The sequence below is a fragment of the Bdellovibrio sp. HCB288 genome (assembly GCF_047305935.1).
GTDB lineage: Bacteria > Bdellovibrionota > Bdellovibrionia > Bdellovibrionales > Bdellovibrionaceae > Bdellovibrio.
In genome coordinates, this window is sequence record NZ_CP178619.1 from 2712751 (window position 1) to 2731871 (window position 19121).

16 protein-coding genes are annotated in these 19121 nt (G+C 45.4%); 9 read left to right on the forward strand and 7 right to left on the reverse strand.

The features are described from left to right. Positions 1-12: 12 nt before the first annotated feature. Genes ACLVWR_RS13310 through ACLVWR_RS13335 form a run of 6 tightly spaced genes read right to left on the reverse strand, consistent with a single transcriptional unit; the run spans position 13 to position 7165 of the window. On the reverse strand, positions 13-3729 hold the full coding sequence (locus tag ACLVWR_RS13310; protein WP_413581133.1) for a tetratricopeptide repeat protein: 3717 nt from the start codon (positions 3727-3729) through the stop codon (positions 13-15). Positions 3730-3733: 4 nt separating this feature from the next. Further along, the gene (locus tag ACLVWR_RS13315; protein ID WP_413581134.1) at positions 3734-4231 is read right to left on the reverse strand and encodes an ExbD/TolR family protein; all 498 of its coding nucleotides are present in this window, start codon (positions 4229-4231) and stop codon (positions 3734-3736) included. A gap of 3 nt (positions 4232-4234) precedes the next feature. After that, complete coding sequence (locus ACLVWR_RS13320; RefSeq protein ID WP_340599625.1) at positions 4235-4780, reverse strand: biopolymer transporter ExbD; 546 nt, start codon at positions 4778-4780, stop codon at positions 4235-4237. 53 nt (positions 4781-4833) lie between these two features. Further along, positions 4834-5541, reverse strand: coding sequence for a MotA/TolQ/ExbB proton channel family protein (locus ACLVWR_RS13325; protein ID WP_413581135.1), 708 nt, complete (start codon positions 5539-5541; stop codon positions 4834-4836). Further along, complete coding sequence (locus ACLVWR_RS13330; protein WP_413581136.1) at positions 5516-6136, reverse strand: PilZ domain-containing protein; 621 nt, start codon at positions 6134-6136, stop codon at positions 5516-5518. Before ACLVWR_RS13330 ends, ACLVWR_RS13325 begins: the two co-directional genes overlap by 26 nt. Positions 6137-6151: 15 nt before the next feature. After that, positions 6152-7165: a hypothetical protein gene (locus ACLVWR_RS13335; RefSeq protein ID WP_413581137.1), complete on the reverse strand. Its 1014-nt coding sequence runs from the start codon at positions 7163-7165 to the stop codon at positions 6152-6154. A gap of 948 nt (positions 7166-8113) precedes the next feature. Between ACLVWR_RS13335 and ACLVWR_RS13340 the strand changes: the two genes are divergently transcribed. Next, positions 8114-8524: a DUF222 domain-containing protein gene (locus ACLVWR_RS13340; RefSeq protein ID WP_413581138.1), complete on the forward strand. Its 411-nt coding sequence runs from the start codon at positions 8114-8116 to the stop codon at positions 8522-8524. Further along, entirely contained in the window at positions 8515-9078 is a 564-nt protein-coding gene (locus ACLVWR_RS13345; protein ID WP_413581139.1) for an HNH endonuclease, read from the forward strand. The genes ACLVWR_RS13340 and ACLVWR_RS13345 overlap by 10 nt, the downstream gene beginning before the upstream one ends. 16 nt (positions 9079-9094) lie before the next feature. Here the strand turns inward: ACLVWR_RS13345 and mazG are convergent, their stop codons facing one another. Then, positions 9095-9895 (reverse strand): nucleoside triphosphate pyrophosphohydrolase, encoded by an 801-nt coding sequence (mazG, locus tag ACLVWR_RS13350; protein ID WP_413581140.1) that lies wholly within the window; start codon positions 9893-9895, stop codon positions 9095-9097. A gap of 128 nt (positions 9896-10023) precedes the next feature. Here mazG and ACLVWR_RS13355 point away from each other — a divergent pair, with 128 nt between their 5' ends. The 7 genes from ACLVWR_RS13355 (at position 10024) to ACLVWR_RS13385 (ending at position 19094) form a co-directional block, all read left to right on the forward strand. Beyond that, positions 10024-12432 (forward strand): HD family phosphohydrolase, encoded by a 2409-nt coding sequence (locus ACLVWR_RS13355; protein WP_413581141.1) that lies wholly within the window; start codon positions 10024-10026, stop codon positions 12430-12432. 7 nt (positions 12433-12439) lie between these two features. Further along, positions 12440-12886 (forward strand): rRNA maturation RNase YbeY, encoded by a 447-nt coding sequence (ybeY, locus tag ACLVWR_RS13360; protein ID WP_413581142.1) that lies wholly within the window; start codon positions 12440-12442, stop codon positions 12884-12886. A 149-nt stretch (positions 12887-13035) separates the two neighbouring features. Further along, positions 13036-14088, forward strand: coding sequence for a peptide chain release factor 2 (gene prfB / locus ACLVWR_RS13365; protein WP_413583505.1), 1053 nt, complete (start codon positions 13036-13038; stop codon positions 14086-14088). Next, positions 14085-15317, forward strand: coding sequence for an FtsX-like permease family protein (locus ACLVWR_RS13370; protein WP_413581143.1), 1233 nt, complete (start codon positions 14085-14087; stop codon positions 15315-15317). The genes prfB and ACLVWR_RS13370 overlap by 4 nt, the downstream gene beginning before the upstream one ends. Further along, a complete protein-coding gene (locus ACLVWR_RS13375; RefSeq protein ID WP_413581144.1) occupies positions 15310-15993 on the forward strand; it encodes an ABC transporter ATP-binding protein in 684 nt (227 codons plus the stop codon). Before ACLVWR_RS13370 ends, ACLVWR_RS13375 begins: the two co-directional genes overlap by 8 nt. Positions 15994-16149: 156 nt before the next feature. Then, positions 16150-18534 (forward strand): outer membrane protein assembly factor BamA, encoded by a 2385-nt coding sequence (gene bamA, locus ACLVWR_RS13380; RefSeq protein ID WP_413581145.1) that lies wholly within the window; start codon positions 16150-16152, stop codon positions 18532-18534. Between the two features lie 56 nt (positions 18535-18590). Then, positions 18591-19094 carry an OmpH family outer membrane protein gene (locus tag ACLVWR_RS13385; RefSeq protein ID WP_413581146.1) on the forward strand — a complete coding sequence of 168 codons (504 nt, stop codon included), beginning with the start codon at positions 18591-18593 and terminating at the stop codon, positions 19092-19094. Positions 19095-19121 lie beyond the last annotated feature (27 nt).

A 19121-nucleotide genomic window follows, 5' to 3' on the forward strand; every position in this document is an offset into this window, starting at 1 on the left:
GTACCCTCCATACTACAAGTCTCCCGAGATTACGTGCTGACCGACTTTGTTTTGATTTTTAATAAACTGAATTTTTTTGCTTAACCATTCACGCAAATCTGCTTGCGCGCTGCTGGCTTTGAATGCCTTTTCGTAGGAATCCAACGCTAGCGTGGGGCTTCCTTTGAAAGTCTCAAGGATATGAGCTTGTTCCAGAAGATAGTCGACTGAGTCTTTTTTGCTGACAGTGATCAAATCTTTGATCATTGCCAAGGCTTTATCGACCTGACCCTTTTGAGCATATGATTCACTCAAAAGCGTTCCCACATTTAAAGTATACAACTGATCTTTATTCAGTGCAGAGAATTTATCCACTGCGCGACTGAAATCTCCCTCTGAGAATGCCTTCACTCCAGCGAAAGTTTCGATTTCTGTCGAAGGAATTTGCATATTCATCGCCTTATCGAAGTAGGGCATTGCGGCCTTAATTCCATAGTCGTGATAAGTGAGGCGACCTTTTTGATACACGTAAGGAGATGACTCAGGTTGAAGCTTTAAGGATGCATCAATGAGCCACATTGCCTTATCGCCATAGCCTTTTGCTTCAGAGCCAACACTCGCAAGGAATAAGCCCACTGCGCGTGTCTCTTTGCCTTTGGCAAGCTCAAGGCCCAGCTTCTCGACGATATCGTATTGTTTCGCGCCGTAGCAGTTTGCAGCAGTTTCAAAAGCGTTCAACTTTTCAATCTGACCAGCCATAACAGCGGCCTTGTTGCAGGTTTTGCCTGGGCGAATCTCATAACGAGACACTTTACCAATTGTCATATCAGCTGATTGCGGAAGGAATACACCCCATTTGTCAGCAGCAGGGAATTGAGCAATCGGAGTGATTGTTCTATCCACACCAATGCTTGAATAAGCTCTTACCGCCGTCGCCGTTTGACCAACAGTGGATGCCAAAACTTTCAATTTGGCATCATTGTCGTTCTTCTTTTCCTGAATTGGGTTTGTCAATTTAGCCAATTCGCCGCGAAGTTGTTTTTGATCATCAGGGCTCAAAGAAGCGGGCAGTGGCATCGACGTCAATGAATCGATGTAGTTGCCATACACACGGTCGATACCGCGCAAGGCTTCCAATTGTTGATATGGATCCTTGGACATTTTCAAAGCACCCACATAGGCGGTTTGAGCTTTGTCCAGTTTTTCTGTTTTGATCGCAAGTACAGTTGCGAATTTTTCCTCGCGGGCTTTTACGCTTTGAGAAATAAATTCTTTTTCAAGTACTGCCGCTTGAATCAAGCGTGCAGCAGCGCGTGTCTCTGCAGGAACAGAGCGGCCATTGGCTTTCATGGAAAGGTCAAAGGCTGCAGTCAACTTTCCGGAATCCAGAAGTTTTTGAGCGCGTTCAATCATGGCCTCTGTCGTATAAGGTTCGATACCTTTCGCAGAGATTTGATTTTGCAGTTTCTCATACTCAGCAGAACCTTTGTCATTCTTATAGGAATCCAAAAGTTTTCCATAGATGCGTTCTGTTGTTTTGCTGTCTGCTGCGGATAAAATACCCATGTAAGCAGAGCGCGCATCTTTCACACGTTTTTCCATGACATAGATGTCAGCCGCTGTTTCCAGGTATTGGTTACGGGCTTTTTTATCCATGTCAGCGACCTTAACCAGGGTTTCAGCAGCTTTCGCTGTCTGGCCGACATCCGTGTAAGATTTTGCAGCATCTTTCAGGGCATCCAGATTCTTTTTGTCATCAGGATGTTTTTGCGCGTATTTCACAGACATCTCTGCGGCGTCAAAAACCTTTCCTTCAGTATACAGAATCCCGATCGCCTGCCAGGAGGCATCCTGAGCAAGTTTGGAACCGTCATGCTCCTTGGCGTAAGCCATCAGTTTTTGTGCAGCTTGATCCTTGTCTCCGGTTTTTGCAAACTCCTGAATTTCAGTGAAGTGAGCTTCTTCCTGGATCTTGTTCATGCTTTTCTTGCGTGTGGCATCGGTCGTTGAAGCCATAATAAGCTTCGAGAACTCTTTGATGCCCACATAGTCTTTTTTAATGTTCAGCATATCCAAAACCAGATCCTCTGATTTGCGACGGATATCTGCATTTTCATTTCCTTTGACCGTGGTCAAAGGTTTCAGCCATTTTTCCGCTTCAGGATAGTTGTTTTCCTGATAGGCGATATGACCCATTTTAAATTTAACTGCTGTGGCATATTTCCCAGTCGGGTGTTTTGCCAGATAGTTAGCAGCCAAGTCCTTACGTTGCGCCTCTTTTTCAGAGTCTGATTTTTTCTCGATGGATTTTTCAATCGAGAAAAGGGCCGCATAGTTGGCGTCATGTTTCATTGTTGCATCAGTGGTTTTGTCACCCACCATTTTATATTGTGCTGATGCCTGATCGTAATTGCCAATTTGGAACAGAAGCTCCGCATAGGCAAAGCGTGTTTTCAAATCCGGTTTTGCTGGATCTTCGTTATCCAGCATCAATTTGAAAAGTTGTTGAGTCAGGTTGGAGAACTCAGTGTTTTGTTTGTTTTTAAGCCAGATATCCCACCATTTTTTGGTCATATCCAGGCTGGTGCGACGGAAAGACTCCTCGCACGAAGTGATGATGGTGTCTTTCTTTTGAGAAGACTTCCAGTCGGAACCATTGCGGCAGTGGTCAGAAGCGATTTGCATGTGCTTAAGAACCAGGTCGCGTTTTTTCAACGTTTCGTTGGCTTCAACCAGTAGCAAATGGGATTTAACAACGTCCGGACCGTTTGGATGTTGCTCAATGTACTCATCCAGGAAGATGTTCATTTCCTTTTGACGGCTGTGAGAGTCGTAAAGCTTGGCAAGATTCATCATGGCTTCGCCAAGTTCATCCTGGTTTGTGATGCTTTCAAAGAAAGAATAAAGTTTATTTGCAGGGTAGGAGTCACCAATGAAAATAGTCAAATCACGCAAAGCCTCTTTGCGAAGATTGTGACGGTTGGTTGGGACTTCGCCATCTTTAAGCGCAGGATTGTTTTTTACAACCTGTACCAGTTTTTTGATACCGCACTCACTGTCGCGCATATTGTAGCAGGACCATGCTGCCTTATACATACCGTACGAATAAACACGGCTGTTTGGGAATTTTTCAAGTTTTTCGAACTGCTCCAGAGCCGCAGCAAATTTGCCCTGGTCGTAAAGCAATTCACCCAAAGCCAAAGTACCATCCGGCACCAATGGTGATTTTGGGAATTTCGTCAATAGACGCTGATAGAGTTCATTGGAGCCCTTCATTTGACCCACCTGTTGGTGAGCGAAGGCGTTATTGAAAAGTACGGCATCCATATCGCGGAACTTCGGGAAGTCCACTTCGATTTTGGAATAGATCTTCATCGCGCGTTTAACGGATTCAGTACCTTTTTCGTTGGGAATCGGGAAAGGGGAGAGCTTCATCATCGGGTTGTCGCGATTCAGGTCAAAGAAACGACCTGATTTTGAACGACGCATGTAAAGCTCAGCAAGGCGGTTCCAAAGTTCCGCCTCGTTGGAAGATCCTTTATTCCTTTTGATCACACCCTGAAGGGACTCGATGGCTTTGTTTTCAGAGCGAGTGATCATCAGCTCGGAACGCAAAGCTTTCTTTTCGTTTTCACCCTCATCGTTCGTCAGACGAACTTCAGGGATAAGTCCTTTTTCATTCTTTTCTGCAAAGCACAACAACGAGAATAGATGGATACCAATTATGAGAGTTAATGTGCGCAGCTTCATAGTGTTATTCTCCGACCATGGTCACCAATTTCAACTGAGGAAAGCCGGCCATTGAAGCAGTGTACATAACTTTGCGAAGAGTCGCATAAGGTAGGTCACGATCTGCCTGCAAAAGAATTTTGCCTTCTTTCACCCACTTCTCCTTTTCGGTTGAATTTTTCGCAAGATGGTCCAGTTTTGCGAACAATGGCTTAATAAAGTTCGCATCTGTGGCCTCAAGGTCCTGCGAAAGGAATTCTGTGTCCTTCACATCAGCGATCTTGTCTTTGTCGATTTTCAACGAATCCTTGGAGAGAGAGATTTTCACCGCTTCCACGGGATTTGCCGTTGTAGCCGAAGTCGGCAGACGCAACCCGTTTTCCGGAGTAAGCTCTACAGTTGAAGTCGAATAACTTTGTAATAGGAACACCAACAGGATGGTAAACATATCCGTCATCGAGGTGATGTTCAGTGTAAACGTTGAACTTTGTTTTTTAAGCTCAAATCCACGACGGCGTGCCATGATCTAGCCCTCCATCATGTTCGCAAAGACAACCTCTGGGAACATGTATTTGGTGTCCACATTTTTGCCCTGTTTGGTATCAAACACGGGGAATGTGATCTTTGAATCTCTGGACTGACGGGCTTCATCCATCACCTTGACGATGACGTTGTAAGCAACCTTGGAGTCCGGACTCAATTCGATTTTGAAAACTTCAGGATTGGCTTGTTTAACTTCAACCAGTTTTTGGTGCAAAGCAGGCAGGTCCAGGTTGCCGTCTTTCAACGGAACTGAAACAGTGCTTTCTTTGCCAGCCTTATTCACAATGATTGTGAAACCGACTTTGGAGTCAACTTCCAATTCGACGATTGTTGGTTTGTCTTTTTCATCATTACGTTGAATCGCCTCGGAAACGACTTGCGGCAATTCAGTTTCGATCACCATCATTTGCACGAATGCAGATGAGAGCAACAGAACCGGTACCAGTTTTACCATCACGGCAAGCAGTGGCGCCAAGTCCAGATCGAACTCTGTATTATGATTGATTTTGATTTTTCTTGCGCGTCTCATATACCCACCCAATAAAAATTAATTCACACCTTAGGAACGCCCGAAGGCTTCAATTAAGAAGCCTTGCCGGGAGCAGACGGTGGAGTCACTGCTGGAGCAGCAACTTGGTCTGGGAATACGTTTTGACGGGAAAGATTTGGAATGTGTGCGCTAGTCAACAACTCTGTCAACTTACCGCATTTTTCCATCATATCTTCCATCAATTCGTTTTGACGGGAAGTCAGAATAGAGAAGAATACCATCGCTGGAATCGCAACTGCCAGACCCAAAGCCGTCGTATACATGGATACGGAGATACCTTGAGCAAGAAGTTGTTGTTTCAACGCCGGGTCAGCTGCCGCAACCGCTTGGAACGACAGGATCAGACCGTGGATTGTACCCAAAAGACCCATCAATGTTGCAACGTTGGCAAGCATGGAAAGGTAGTGCAGGCGTTTTGTATACAAAGGAACGTTTTCAGACAAAGCGATGTCGTGAGCCTGGAAAATAGTGTCGTCATCACGATCAGCTTTTTCAAGGATCGTTTTGAAAGCAGCAGCCAGAGGTTTTTTCTCAAGTTGTGCGCAAAGCAGAAGTGCTTCGTCATGTTTTTTAGCCAAGACAAGAGTTTGGACTTTGCCCATGAACTCATCGACATTCATACCGTACTCTTTGTAGAGCATCTTAGCGCGCTCTGCAATCAGTACCAATGCGCCAATACCGGTAAGTAGAATTGCCCAGCCTACGACGCCAGACTCATTCATGAACTTTAAGAATGCCATTTGTTTCCTCCTTGGAACCGCCACCGCGAGACCATTTAGTTAATTGTGTCGAACCAGTCTCTGGCACCTGGAGGAAACGAACAGCATAGTGCAGACCGGATTTTACGTTTAAACGTTGTTTCGAATAGTTCTTTCGGACAATTTCGCAAAGAACATTAAATGCTACAGGATTGTTTTCAGAAACTCTGAAATGCAGCATGATTTTTTGACCAAGGTACAGGAGCGGGTCATTCAAAAGGACCAGTGCTCCGTTCTCACTGACGCTCAATGTGTTCCCATCAAAGAACGACTGATCGTTGTGAGCGTAAATTGGAGTTTTCAAATCTTTACGCGGAAACTTTCTTTCAATGAAAGCCCCTGACAAATGATCCTTGGTTTGGATCAAACGAGCCAGACGGTCTTTTGAAAACTCCGGAAGCTCGCCAACGAGTGTCCAGTTTTCAAGGTGCGGAGCCCAGGCATAGTTATAATCCTGAAGCTCTGCATTTTGGATCATCGAGATCATCGAGCGATATTCGTAGGGACCGTATTTCATGTCCCCACGAAGGATATACCATTGCTCAAGATTCGCTGCTGTAGATTGTTCCCCACCCATTATACAATCCTTTTCTTAGATCTTGATCGATTTTGGATCGAAGCTGATTTTTACGTCTGCGTTTGCTGCTGGAATTGCTGAACCGTGGAATGTGATCTCCATAGTCGTTGCATTGTAAGTCCAGCCGTTCACTGAATCTTTAGCCACGATACTGCCGCCGACAGTGACAACGATAGTTTCTGGAATTGGTTCGCGAGTCAGTTTAAACACCGCAGTCAACTGAATGATGGAATCAGAGATGATTTCCAATGTTTTGCCGAAGTCGTCACAGATGTCACCATTGACGCCCGCAGTTTTTTGAGTGATCTCGTGGTAGCGAATTGGAAGTTTAGTGGCACCACCCAATGAAGCACGGCAGACTTCATCCTGAACAGAGATGTTTGAGACAGAGAAGTTTTTGCTATCAGCAGTACTGCCTGTATATGTACTCAGCCAGTCGATGTAGCTTTGTACAGAGAACAAGTTCGGATTCGAATAGTTTTCATTGATCCCTGTGCCGGAATGAGAGAAGTCCTCTTCGTCAGATACAATGATCACTGCCAGGAAAGCATCCGGACGGCGAAAGCTTGAATTCGCCTGAAGACTTAGAACATCCTTCATACTTTCAAATGCTCTTTCATCACCATCACCGTTTACGCCTTGCTTAACGGTGTTAATGAAAACATTTTCAAGGTTTGGAGTGGATTTATCCATCACGTAATAGCCGGCGTTATTTCTAAGGCGAGCCAGCGAAGAGCTTTTCCAGGCGTCTGTAGTGCCAACAGCCATACGGAAATCATTATTGTTGGTCTGAAAGCGTTGAATAAATGACTTGAAGTTTTCAGAGAGATTTTTTTGCGAAGGTGCCATGGAGCCGGAGTTATCAATGATCCAAAGGATGTCGATCTTTTTCGGAACGTAGGCAGCTTCCTGCTTATAAGAATCAGCGTCAGCGAGGGTTGAATAAGAACCTCCGCTTTTACCGCAACCAGCAAGCATTGAAATTGCTGAAGCAACTACTACTGATTTGCGAGCGATTTGATTGATCATACGGTTTGCCCTCCTGAGCCCCACCATGTTCGTGATGGATTCAGTTTCGTTGAATTACAGCGAAAACTGAAATTGGCCCCAACCTAGCGATTTTATTTTTTTATTCAAAATCGGTTTCAGAATGAGGCGCACTAACCCATTGAAATCATACGAGGTAGAGTGTTGAAGCACAGAAAAAATAATTTTCAGTCGTCAACATTATGGACGTTTTACCGGAAATACCTGTAAGAAATTGGCGCTAAGTCTGTGTTTTTTTAAGAACTTCTCGGAAACTGGAGAACTTTTAGACGAAATATTTGAGCTATTTTTCGACGAGCTTCTGCTCGTTCGAACAAACATCAAGCACCAATCTGCCTGAAAGTGACAATGAACCCAGCAGTAGCGTAGTGATTTTTCATGACAGAATTTTGGTATGTAAGAAAAGAGTTAGACAAATTCTGCGTTTCAAATTTTTCGTCAAACGAGATCATTAAATTTCCGCACACGTCTTTTAATTTTAAAAACTCTGTGTCATTGCACGATTTATTTTCTTATTTCTTTAAATACCGTCATTGCCAAATGGCGGCGCTATCGTTCTTTGAAAATTCGTTCATTAGAAAGAACAGGTGTTTTGCCAGCATCTTCTAAGAGGGGCAGTTTCAGAAATTGTATTATTGTTCTGGCGGATATCTTTCCTGATAATATTCTACCGCCGCCATTTGGCGGTAAGTGTTTCGTAGATGTAATTGGCAAACCTCAGGAAAAGTGTTGACGGTGTTTTTCGATAATCCAGTCGAAGTATAGAACCCGATTTCTTCGAAGGTGAATTTTTCAGAATATTGATGCAGATCTCTTTTGTATAAGGCGCTGGTGCGCTTATAAGTTGAGTTCGCGTTGAGTCAGTGTGGTGGGTTAAAAGCCAAGTTCAAAACCCATGGTATTGTACTTGAAATTTCAATAGGAGGACCTGTGAACCTGAAAACACTTGATCAAAGTGAATTGGATCTGCGAATTAAATCATTGGCGCAAAAAGAGCGTGAAGTCTTGCATGAGGTTTTGGAGACTCTGAAGGAAATTGATGCACGTAAAAGCTATTTGGATTTCGGCTTTTCCAGTTTGTTTGAGTACCTGGTTCAAGGAGTGGGTTATTCCGAGGGAAGTGCTCAACGTAGAATTGATGCGGCAAGATTGCTGCGCGAATTGCCAGAAGTGGCTGCGAAAATTCAGACCGGTGAAATCAACCTAAGTCAGATATCCCTTGTTCAAAAAGCAGCTCGCGAGGTGGTAAGAACTCGTGCGCAACCGGTACAAGCGGAACAGAAGATGGAAGTTCTGGAAAGACTCAACAGCAGTTGGCGGCCTTCTTTGATTTGCCGTTAATGCAAGGGACTCACAAAAAAGTCCAAGCTGATGAAAGTGTTCGATTTGAACTTACGCTTACCAAAGAAGCCTTCGCCAAAATCAAGAATGCCCAGGAACTTCTATCGCACGCGGTTCCCACCCAGGATTTGGCGGTATTCCTGGAATATCTTGCAGATAAAGTTATTAAACACAGAACAGGGGTAAAACATAAGAAAAACACTGAGGGCACGAATGTTCAGATAGAATCCGTTGGTAACTCGAATGTTTCAACTGTGCCAACATCGAAAGCAAAAAGTGTCACTGCCAATGTGGCGGTGAATGTTTCAGCAGGAACAAGTTCGCAAAGGATTTCATCTGCGAATAAAAAGATTCTAATTAGGAAGCAATCATGTTGTCAGTGGGTTGATACTAAAACCGGCCGGCGATGTGAAAGCAAATGGCTTTTACAGATCGATCATAAGCATAGCCGTTGGGCCCAAGGAGCAGGCCATATCGAAAATCTGCAGGTGCTATGCGCGGCTCATAATAAGTTGAAATACATGCGTGAAGCGGGGATTAGGAACATTTCTTGAGTGTTCCTGATCTGGTCTACTTTTTAAGCAAAGCTTTGGCTTTTAGCCAATAGCCTTCTTTTTCTTCAGTGGAGAGTGCGCCCCAGTCGACACCCTCCGCTTTGGCTAATTCCACCATCTTGTTGAAGCGCTCTTCGAAGCGGGCGTTGCCCTTACGCAGGACTTGTTCTGGTTCCATTTTCAAGTGACGGCCCAACTGAGCCAGGGAAAACAAAACGTCTCCCAGTTCGTGTTCGATTTCCGATTCCACGTCGTTATCCAGAGCCTCGCGCAGTTCGTCGAATTCCTCTTCGACCTTCAGCATCACGCCGTCCACGTTTTCCCAGTCGAATTTAAACTTTTCAGTGCGTTTGCCTATTTTGTAAGCGCGTTGCAGGGCGGGAAGTGCGGGGACATTCAACGAATAGGCGGGGGCTGAACCCTTTTCCTGCTTTTTGATTTCTTCCCAGTTTTTTACCACATCAGCAGAGTTGGAGACTTTCACGTCGCCAAACACATGAGGGTGGCGGCGCACCAGCTTTTCTGCCACATTTTCAATCACATCATTCAGAGTAAAAGCTCCACGTTCAGACGCAAGCTGTGAGTGTAATAGTACTTGAAAAAGCACGTCACCCAGCTCGTCTTTCATCTTCTGATCGCGCTCAACGCCTTTGGTTTCAATGGCTTCCACCAGCTCAAAAGTTTCCTCGACGGCGTATTGTGTGAGCGACTCATGAGTCTGCTCTTTATCCCATGGACATCCATCAGGGCCACGCAGGCTTGCGACGATCTCGACCAAGGACTCAATATTACGTAAATCAGCTGGAGTTTTTGCCATACAGCGCCTCGACTTTCTGATGGAATCGGCTCTATCTTAGCGCAAACACAGAGTGATTTCGACAATTAAGTTAATTCGCGTTACGCTAATTTGGACGTTATCAGGATAAGGACAAGAGTCTTAATACTATGCCTCAGCGTGGAAAAGGTTCCAAGAAAAGCGAGAGTCCTGCGACTCGGGTGAATTACGAAGATCACAGTCTGAAATTTTTGGACTGGGTGGATTCAATTGGCCTGGAGAAAACTTTCTTTGGTCGTGCATTGCACATGCTCGAAGAGCGTTTGTTTGTTCGTCGCGCGGCGATGATTTTCTTGTACTGTGTCCTTCTGTCTTACACCATCTTCTATCAATTCGAAGTTCCGTATAATTTCAGTGTGGGTGACATTGCCAAGTTTGATGTGGCTTCTCCTATAGCCTTTGAGATGACGGATGAGGTCACCACCGAGGAAAAACGTTTTAAAACAGAGAACGCGGTTCCGGTGGTGTATGACTATGACACCAGTGTCTTTGAACGGGTGTCGTTGGGGTTGATTCATTCCTTCCGTTCTATGCGCAATTACTATCGGGAGGCGACGTGGCCCAAGCAGCCTTCGGCTTACCGTGGAGCGGTGAAGGATTTCTTCAAGTACAAAAAGGAATTTGAATCAGAGCTGGGAAGCCCGGTTTCAGATTTCATGTTTGAGTGGCTGATCGACAACAAGTTTAGCGCGCGCATTGAAGCCGTCATGATTCGTAACCTTGAAAATTGGTACGAGCAGAAGATCGCCGAGGCACCGGATCGGTTTATTCCGGCCGCGCAAACGACAATCGTGGCGCGCGTGGTGCACAGAAACAATCTGGGACGTGAATTCAGCCTTGGCCGAAACGAAGTGACGGATATTCAGGATCCGGATCGTTTTGATTTGGATGATCGTAAGGATTTGGAGCGGTTCACTGAAGGGGATCGTGCGAATATGCTTTATTTCACCAGATCATTGCTGGTGCCGAATCTGACTTTGAACAAGCAGGAAACTGCCAGTCGTAAACAGGCGGCTCGCGATGCGGTCATTCCTGTGAATATCACCATCAAAAAGAATCAGGTGATTGTGGCCCAAGGATCGGTGATTCAGCCTTTCCACATGGCCGTTATCAAACAAATTGAAACCATTCAGTCTGACAAACGCAAAGACCTTGCCGCCTTGGCGATGGCGTTGGTTCTGTCCATGGCGATCATCGTCTTTTTCTCTTATTTAAAGCGCTTTACACTAAATCAGGTTCGGGTCGAGTTCAAAGACTTGGTTGTGATGATGCTGATTGCCTACGGCACGGTTCTTTTTACGAAAGTGTATCTGTTTGTCGTTGATGCGGCCTTCGTATCAAAGTTGGGACATTTGTTGCCAGCAACATTCTTCCTTTATGCAGCCCCGATTGCGACAGGCCCGATGCTGGTGGGGTTGTTGATTACTTCCGGCGAGATCGTTTGGTTGTTTACCGCTTTCGTGTCGCTGTGCTTGGGAATCATGGTTGATTACAACTACGCTCTGATGCTTTTTAGTATGATCGGCGGTATTGCGGCGGCTCGTGGGGTCTTTAATTGTAAAACCCGTAACGATATTTATTTTGCTGGCGTCAGAACGGGTGTGGTGAACGCCCTGGTCATCGCCTTCGTACTGACGATGACTCGATTTGATCAAGAGGGTGCTGCGCGCGAAATTCTTTTCGCCATTCCTGCGGGCTTTATTGGTGGTATCCTGAGTTCTCTGTGTGCGATGATGTTTATCCCGATGTTGGAGTCGGCATTTAACTACACCACAGACGTTAAGCTATTGGAACTTTCCAATCTGAATCATCCGCTTTTAAAAGACATGATCGTAAAAGCCCCGGGGACTTATCATCACTCCATGATGGTGGGATCCATGGTGGAGGCGGCCGCCGAAGAGATTGAGGCGAATTCGCTCTTGGGTAAAGTCATGTGCTACTACCATGACATTGGTAAAATGGAGCACGCCAATTATTTTATCGAGAATCAAAAGCCGGGCAATAACCCACACGATCATATTTCTCCATTCATGAGTAAGACACTTCTGATTGCCCATGTAAAAGACGGCGTGGAGATGGGTGTTACTTATAAACTGGGTAAGCCGATCATTGACGGTATTATTCAGCATCACGGTACGACTCTGATTTCTTACTTCTACAACAAAGCCCTTGATTTGAAAAAAGAGGAGGATCCGGAGATCAGCGATCAGGATTTCCGTTATCCAGGTCCGAAGCCACAATTTCGTGAGGCCGCCTTATGTATGCTGGCCGATTCCATTGAGGCGGCAGCGCGCTCTTTGGATGAACCGACTCCGGCACGTTTGCAGAACATTGTTCGCAATATCGTGCAAAGAAAGTTCTCTGACGGGCAGTTGGATGAATGTAATTTGACCTTGAAAGATATTTCCAAAGTTGAAGCCGCTTTCATTCGTATTCTTTTGGGTATATACCATCAGCGTATCGATTATCCTCGTGCGGCCGGTGGTCAGCTTGGGGAGTCGACTCCCGTGAATAAATAAGGAACATATGCAGGTACTCATCATTAACGAATCCAAGCACTCCGTGCCCCGCAAATTCATTCAGGAATGGATGGACTCGGTCGTGGTGGAGCTTAAGAAACGTAAAGTGATCAATGCCGATAAATCCCGTCGTGAATTGACTCTGGTATTTCTGGATAAAAAACCTGCGCAAAAGATCAATAGGGAGTTTCGTGGAAAGGACTATGCCACGGATGTTTTGTCATTTGACTCCATGGATCCAGGCAGTTTTGGTGAGCTTGTGATGTGCCCTGAAGTGCTGAAAAAACAAGCGAAGGAGCACAAACTCAGTTTCCAAAAGGAGCTGGGGTACATGTTGCTGCACGGGACACTGCATCTCCTGGGATACGATCACGAAACCAATGATAAAGACGCCAAAGAGATGTTCGATCTGCAAGATGCGATCTTTGAGCGATTGCTGCGTAGCCCCACTTGACACCCTGACATTTAGTTATAACTATAGCTGGGTCCGCTGTTAATGCTGCGGACTAGCAGTGGGAATTTAAATGTCGATCATAACCGAATCTTCAGACGTTAAAAAACGTATCAGTTCTCTCGAAAGCTTCGCCAAGGAGCTTCGGGGGTATCTTTGACTTAGACAAAAAGAAAAAACGCCTCGATGAGCTGGCAATTCAAGCGGAAAACCCTGCGTTGTGGGGAAAGCCCGATGAAATGCAAAAGCTTAACAAGGAAAAAAGCCTGCTGGATAAAGCCGTGGGCGAGTTTGATTCTTTTACGAGTCGTTTGAGTGATGCTTCTGTGTTGCTGGAGATGGCGACCGAGGCCACAGATGAAGACAGCTTTGTCGAGGTGAAGGCCGAAGTTTCCTCTTTGGAAAAGTTAGCTGAGGAACTGGAGCTGAAGCGAGTCTTAAATGGCGAGCTTGATGGCAACAGCACCTACTTGTCGATCAATTCCGGCGCTGGCGGGACTGAGTCCTGTGACTGGGCTGAGATGCTTTTGCGCATGTACACGCGCTACGCCGATAAACACGGTTATAAAGTTCAGGTTATCGAGATGACCGAGGGCGAAGGGGCGGGAATCAAGTCCTGCACACTTCTGATCGAAGGCCCTTATGCTTATGGCTATTTGAAAGCCGAATCCGGGGTGCACCGACTGGTGCGTATTTCGCCTTTTGACTCGAATGCCCGTCGGCATACTTCGTTTTCATCTGTTTTCGCCTGGGCGGAGGTGGATGATGACATCAATATTGAAATTCGTCCCGAAGATTTGAAAGTGGATACTTACCGCTCCAGTGGTGCCGGTGGTCAGCACGTCAATAAAACCGATTCCGCAGTTCGTATGACTCACATCCCGACGGGTGTGATCGTGTCCTGCCAAATCGAACGTTCACAGATTCAAAATCGGGAAAAAGCCTTGAAGATGTTGAAGGCAAAACTTTACGAAATTGAAGTTGAAAAGCGCAACGCCGAAAAAGACTCGATGAATTCCCAAAAGAAAGCAAACGAGTGGGGTTCGCAAATTCGCTCTTACGTGATGCACCCTTATCAGATGGTCAAAGATCACCGTACCGACTTCGAAACCAATCAGGTGGATGATGTGATGGATGGTGATTTGGATGGCTTTATCATGGCTTACCTGAAAGAACAGGTGAATCAGGAAGTGAAACCATCGTGAATAGATCGTCATTAGCCTGGATTTCATGGAAGCTTTTAAATTCAAAAAAAACCATGTTCGGGGGCTCGGCTCCTTTGGCATTGTTTGGTTTGATTTTAGGGGTGGCTTCACTGGTTGTATCTATGGCGGTGATGAGTGGCTTTGAAACCACTTTGCAGACGGCAATGACGGATGTTTCTGGTTCAGTTCAGGTGGTAAAGCGTTCGCGTTTTCCGGATGACTGGAAGGAATTGGAAGAGCGCATTCGCAAAGCGGAGCCGTCCCTGGTCAGTTCCACACGTTTTGTTTTTGTTGAAGGCATCATGGCCCATAACGGTCAGATTTCCGGTGTTTTGCTGGAAGGAATTGATAAAGACCGCGTGAATCAGACTTTGAATTTGGAAAGTCGGGTGAAAGAGGGTTCTGCGGACCTGAATGCGCCGTCGGATGTGCCATTGGCGTTGATTGGTTCCGGTTTGGCCAAAAAAATGGGTCTAAAAATTGGCGATGAATTCCGCGTGGTTTTACCGATTGCGGATCTGACGGATCCATCCAATTTTAAACGAAAAGTCGGGACCTTCAAATTGCAAGGCGTTGTGGAGCTGGGCAAATTTGAGTGGAATGAACGTTTTATCATGATTGATCTTAGTGTCGCCCAGGAAGTGGCGGCCATCGGTGATCGTTACACCGGCTTGATGTTGAAATTTGATGATGCCGAGTATGCGCGAAAAGCCAGCTACAATCTTTCGCAGGTCCTAGGGGCTCCGTATTGGGTTCGTGACTGGCGTGATTCCAATGAAAACCTTTTCGATGCGGTGGCTATTCAGCGTCCCGCCATCTTCTTTGTGGTTTCTGTGATTATCTTTGTGGCGGCATTTAATATCTCCTCCACTTTGTTTGTGAATGTGGTGCAGAGATTCAAGGATATCGCGATTTTAAAGACTGTGGGTTTAAGTCGCAAAGACGTCATTAAAATCTTCACCTTCCAAGGTCTGATCTTGGGTGCTATCGGTCTTGCCGGTGGATTTATCTTGGGACTGGTTTTGTGTGTCTTGTTTGTTTGGGCACAGGGTCGTCTGGGGCTGATTTCCGGGGCGGTTTATCGTCTGGAAAACATCGAAATCAGTATTCGTTTTATGGATACAATCGCTATTTGCGTGGCAACAATGTTGATTTGTTTTATCGCCACTTTAGCACCGGCTCGCCGTGGTGCGAATTTGAATCCTATGGAAGGGTTGCGAAATGAATAATCCCGTTAGTAATTTTCTTTCCGTCAGAAACATCCACAAATCTTATCCCAGTGGCAATGGAGAGTTGGAAATTCTTCGTGGCGTGAGCTTGGATATCAACGGCGGTGAGGCTTTGGCGATTCTTGGATCCTCCGGTGCCGGCAAAAGTACGTTACTGCAAATCATGGGTACCCTGGATCGTCCCAGCAGTGGTGAGGTTACCTTTGAAGGTCGTGATCTGTTGGCAATGAACGATGACGAAATTTCCAAATTTCGTAATGCCGAAATGGGTTTCGTCTTTCAGTTCCATCATTTGTTGAGTGAATTTAATGCAGTCGAAAACGTCATGATTCCTTGTCGAGTGGCAGGGGAGTCTCCAAAAGCAGCAAAAGAAAAAGCCCTGCACTTACTTGAGTTCATGGGACTTGCTGATCGCGCCAATCACTTTCCGAATCAATTATCCGGTGGTGAGTTGCAGCGCATCGCAATTGCACGTGCCTTAGTTCGTCATCCAAAAATTCTTTTCGCCGACGAGCCCACTGGAAATTTGGACTCGAACACGAGTGCAAAGATTCAAGAGTTGTTTTTCCGTCTGAAAGAAGAGATGCAGTTGGCCTTGGTGATCGTGACGCATGATCTTACTTTCGCGACCAGATTCCCAAAAGTTTACAGAATGAAAGATGGACTTTGGGTATAACGCGTCAGGGTGGTCGTTTTTGGTGTACTAGACTTAGGTAGTGGGCTACGATTTCACAGTTTAAAAGGTAACTATCGAGAAATCTTTGAGATTTTTGAAAAAGATTTTTAAAAACGAACTCTTTGTGGGTTCCCTCTCGGTTGGAGAATTCGAACTTTGATTAAGCTTCTGTTTACTTTGTTATTAGTGACTGCAACGTCAACGGCGATTGCGGCTCCCAAGAAAAAAGCAGCGCCCAAGAAAAATGGGACAGCGGTTGCGCAACCTAAGAGTGCGACTTCAGGTCTTTCTATCAAGTCCATTGAAGTTGTGGGAAATCGCAAAATTGAAAAAGATGCGATTCTTAGCAAAATCAGCTCCAAAGTGGGAGTTGAGTACAACGCCACTGCAATCAGAGCCGATGTTCAAGCTCTGTTCAATTTAGGTTACTTCAACAACATCGAAGTGGATCGTCAGGTTTCCGGCAAGGAAACGGTTTTGACTTTCAAAGTTTTGGAAAAACCTTCCATCGCTGAGATCACTTACGAGGGCAACAACGAAATTAAAGCCGAAGATATCGCTGAGGCGACGGGTATCAAGGCTTACCAGCTTTTGAATATGTCCAAAGTGAAAGAAGCTGTTGAGAAAGTTCAAAAGCTTTACGAAGACAAGGGTTTCTTCCTGGCACGCGTGGATGCTGAGGTTCAGGACATCACAAAAGATGAAACTGTTCGTCTGGTTTTCAAAGTTCGTGAAAATGACAAGGTTAAAGTTCGTAAGATCACTTTCCTTGGGGCTAAGCATATTTCAGAAACTGAATTGAAAAGTAAGCTGATCACACAAGAGGGCGGCTATTTCTCTGCGATGTCTGGTTCCGGCCAGTATAAGCAAGAGGCTTTTGATCGTGATGCGCAAATCGTGCGCTTTATCTATTTCAATCAAGGTTACGTGCAGGCGAAAATTGACCGCCCGCAGGTGACAGTGACTCCGGATAAGAAGAACATCTACATCACTTTCCACGTGGAAGAGGGTGAGCAGTACTCTGTTGGGGATGTGGATTTCGCCGGTGATATTCTGTTCCCGAAATCAGAATTGTACGATGCCATTAAAATTGATGAAAACGGCGTTTTCTCCTATGAGGTTCTGCAAAAGGACATCAGTGAGTTGACGGCGAAATATGGCGACCTGGGTTATGCCTTTGCCAACGTTATCCCGCGCACGCGGGCCAACGACAAAGAGCGCAAGATGGACCTGGTGTTTGAGTTCGACAAAGGACAGAAGGTTTACTTCGGTAAAATCAATGTTGTCGGCAATACCAAAACCCGTGACAAGGTTGTCCGTCGTGAGTTGAAGGTGCGTGAGGGTGAGTTGTACAACGAAACCCGTCGTCGTCAATCCATGGAAGGCATCCAGCGTCTGGGCTTCTTTGAGGACGTGAACTTTAAGACATCCGTGGATCCTGAAAAAACGGATGTCATGAATGTTGATATCATCGTTAAGGAACGTAATACGGGGCAAATCCAATTGGGTGCCGGTTACGGAACATCACAAGGTTTCACTTTGCAAGGTTCGGTTCAGCAAACGAACTTCCTGGGTAAAGGTCAGAACTTGGGTGCGAGCTTGAATCTAAGTGGTACAGGCAGTTTCTATAACTTGTCCTTCACCGAACCGTACTTTAACGACACTGAGTGGTTGTTGGGTGGCGATGTTTACAGCAGTACCAATACAGGCCGTCTGGATTACGACGAGAAGCACACTGGTGCCTCTGTCAGAATGGGCCGTCCTTTGGCAGAATTCACTCGTGGATTCTTGCGCGCAAAGTACGATAAGTCTGATCTAACGACGCGAAATAATGCCGATGGAACACCTATCACTGATACGGACTTGTTCCCATTGGAAACAGCTTCTGGTGAAACGATCTCGTTAACTGGAACGGTGGAGTACGATACGAGAAATGACCGTTTCTCTCCGACCAAAGGTATCTTTGCATCGGCTTCTTATGAGTACGCAGGCTTCGGTCAGTTGAAATACAACCGTGCCAGCACGCGCTTTAACTTCTTTAAGAATGTTTTCTGGGATGTGACTTGGAGAAATAATCTTCAGTACGCGCGCATTGATGGGCTTGACGGCCAGGATGTGCCATTCAATGAGTTGTACTTACTGGGTGGTCCTTACTCGTTGCGCGGTTTCAGATCATACCGTGTCGGTAAAATGAAGTTCTCGCAGAAGATATACAATGAAAGTATTGCGGAAGGTATGACTCCGGATCAGGCCAATATTGAAGCCATGCGTTTTTACGGTGGTACTCAACAGGCCATGTATCAGACAGAGTTGCAATTCCCATTGGTGAAAGATGCGGGTATCTATGGTGCCGCGTTCTTTGATATTGGTGCGGCCGACGATGTGTTGAGCGGCGATACATTCTTCTCGGATATGGGTTTCGGTATTCGTTGGTATTCACCAATCGGGGTCCTAAGATTTGAGTGGGGCTTCCCATTGAATCGTGACCCGAACTACCACGATGCTTCGGTGTTTGAGTTCTCAATTGGTCCAAGTTTTTAATTTAGTTGTTTAAGTTAAGTATTTTTAAGGGAAGAAAATTTTAGGGAGGAATTTTTATGAGTAAAATGATTATCGCAGCGACTGTATTTATGATGGCAGCAGCTGCTCACGCGGCAGACAGCAAAGTTGGATTCGTGGATATGCAAAAAGCTATTCAAGCAACTTCTGCCGGTAAAAAAGCAAAAGCTGAACTTGAAACAGAGTTCAACAAAAAGAAAAAAGATCTTGAGAAAAAAGAAGCTGATCTGAAAAAGATGGGCGAAGATCTTGAAAAGAAAAAATCAGTTCTTTCTGAAGAAGCACTTGGTAAAAAACAAGCTGAATTCCAGGAAGAAATGCTTAAATACCGTGATATCGTAGGCAAAAGCCAAATGGAAATCCAAAAGAAAGAGCGTGAATTGACAGCTCCTATTTTGAACAAAATGAAAACTGTGATCGGCAAATTGGCAAAAGACAAAGGTTACACTTTGGTTCTTGAAAACAACCAAGGGGTTTTGTACTCCACACCAGACTCTGATCTAACAGAAGATGTTATCAAGGCTTACGAGAAAGAAAAATAGTTTCAAAACTCAAAGGGGCCTTAAAAA

Coding starts and splice junctions, on each gene's coding strand:
- ACLVWR_RS13310 (WP_413581133.1), bottom strand. CDS start 3,729: ATGAAGCTGCGCACATTAACTCTCATAATTGGTATCCATCTATTCTCG.
- ACLVWR_RS13315 (WP_413581134.1), bottom strand. CDS start 4,231: ATGGCACGCCGTCGTGGATTTGAGCTTAAAAAACAAAGTTCAACGTTT.
- ACLVWR_RS13320 (WP_340599625.1), bottom strand. CDS start 4,780: ATGAGACGCGCAAGAAAAATCAAAATCAATCATAATACAGAGTTCGAT.
- ACLVWR_RS13325 (WP_413581135.1), bottom strand. CDS start 5,541: ATGGCATTCTTAAAGTTCATGAATGAGTCTGGCGTCGTAGGCTGGGCA.
- ACLVWR_RS13330 (WP_413581136.1), bottom strand. CDS start 6,136: ATGGGTGGGGAACAATCTACAGCAGCGAATCTTGAGCAATGGTATATC.
- ACLVWR_RS13335 (WP_413581137.1), bottom strand. CDS start 7,165: ATGATCAATCAAATCGCTCGCAAATCAGTAGTAGTTGCTTCAGCAATT.
- mazG (WP_413581140.1), bottom strand. CDS start 9,895: ATGGCAAAAACTCCAGCTGATTTACGTAATATTGAGTCCTTGGTCGAG.
- ACLVWR_RS13355 (WP_413581141.1), top strand. CDS start 10,024: ATGCCTCAGCGTGGAAAAGGTTCCAAGAAAAGCGAGAGTCCTGCGACT.
- ybeY (WP_413581142.1), top strand. CDS start 12,440: ATGCAGGTACTCATCATTAACGAATCCAAGCACTCCGTGCCCCGCAAA.
- ACLVWR_RS13375 (WP_413581144.1), top strand. CDS start 15,310: ATGAATAATCCCGTTAGTAATTTTCTTTCCGTCAGAAACATCCACAAA.
- ACLVWR_RS13385 (WP_413581146.1), top strand. CDS start 18,591: ATGAGTAAAATGATTATCGCAGCGACTGTATTTATGATGGCAGCAGCT.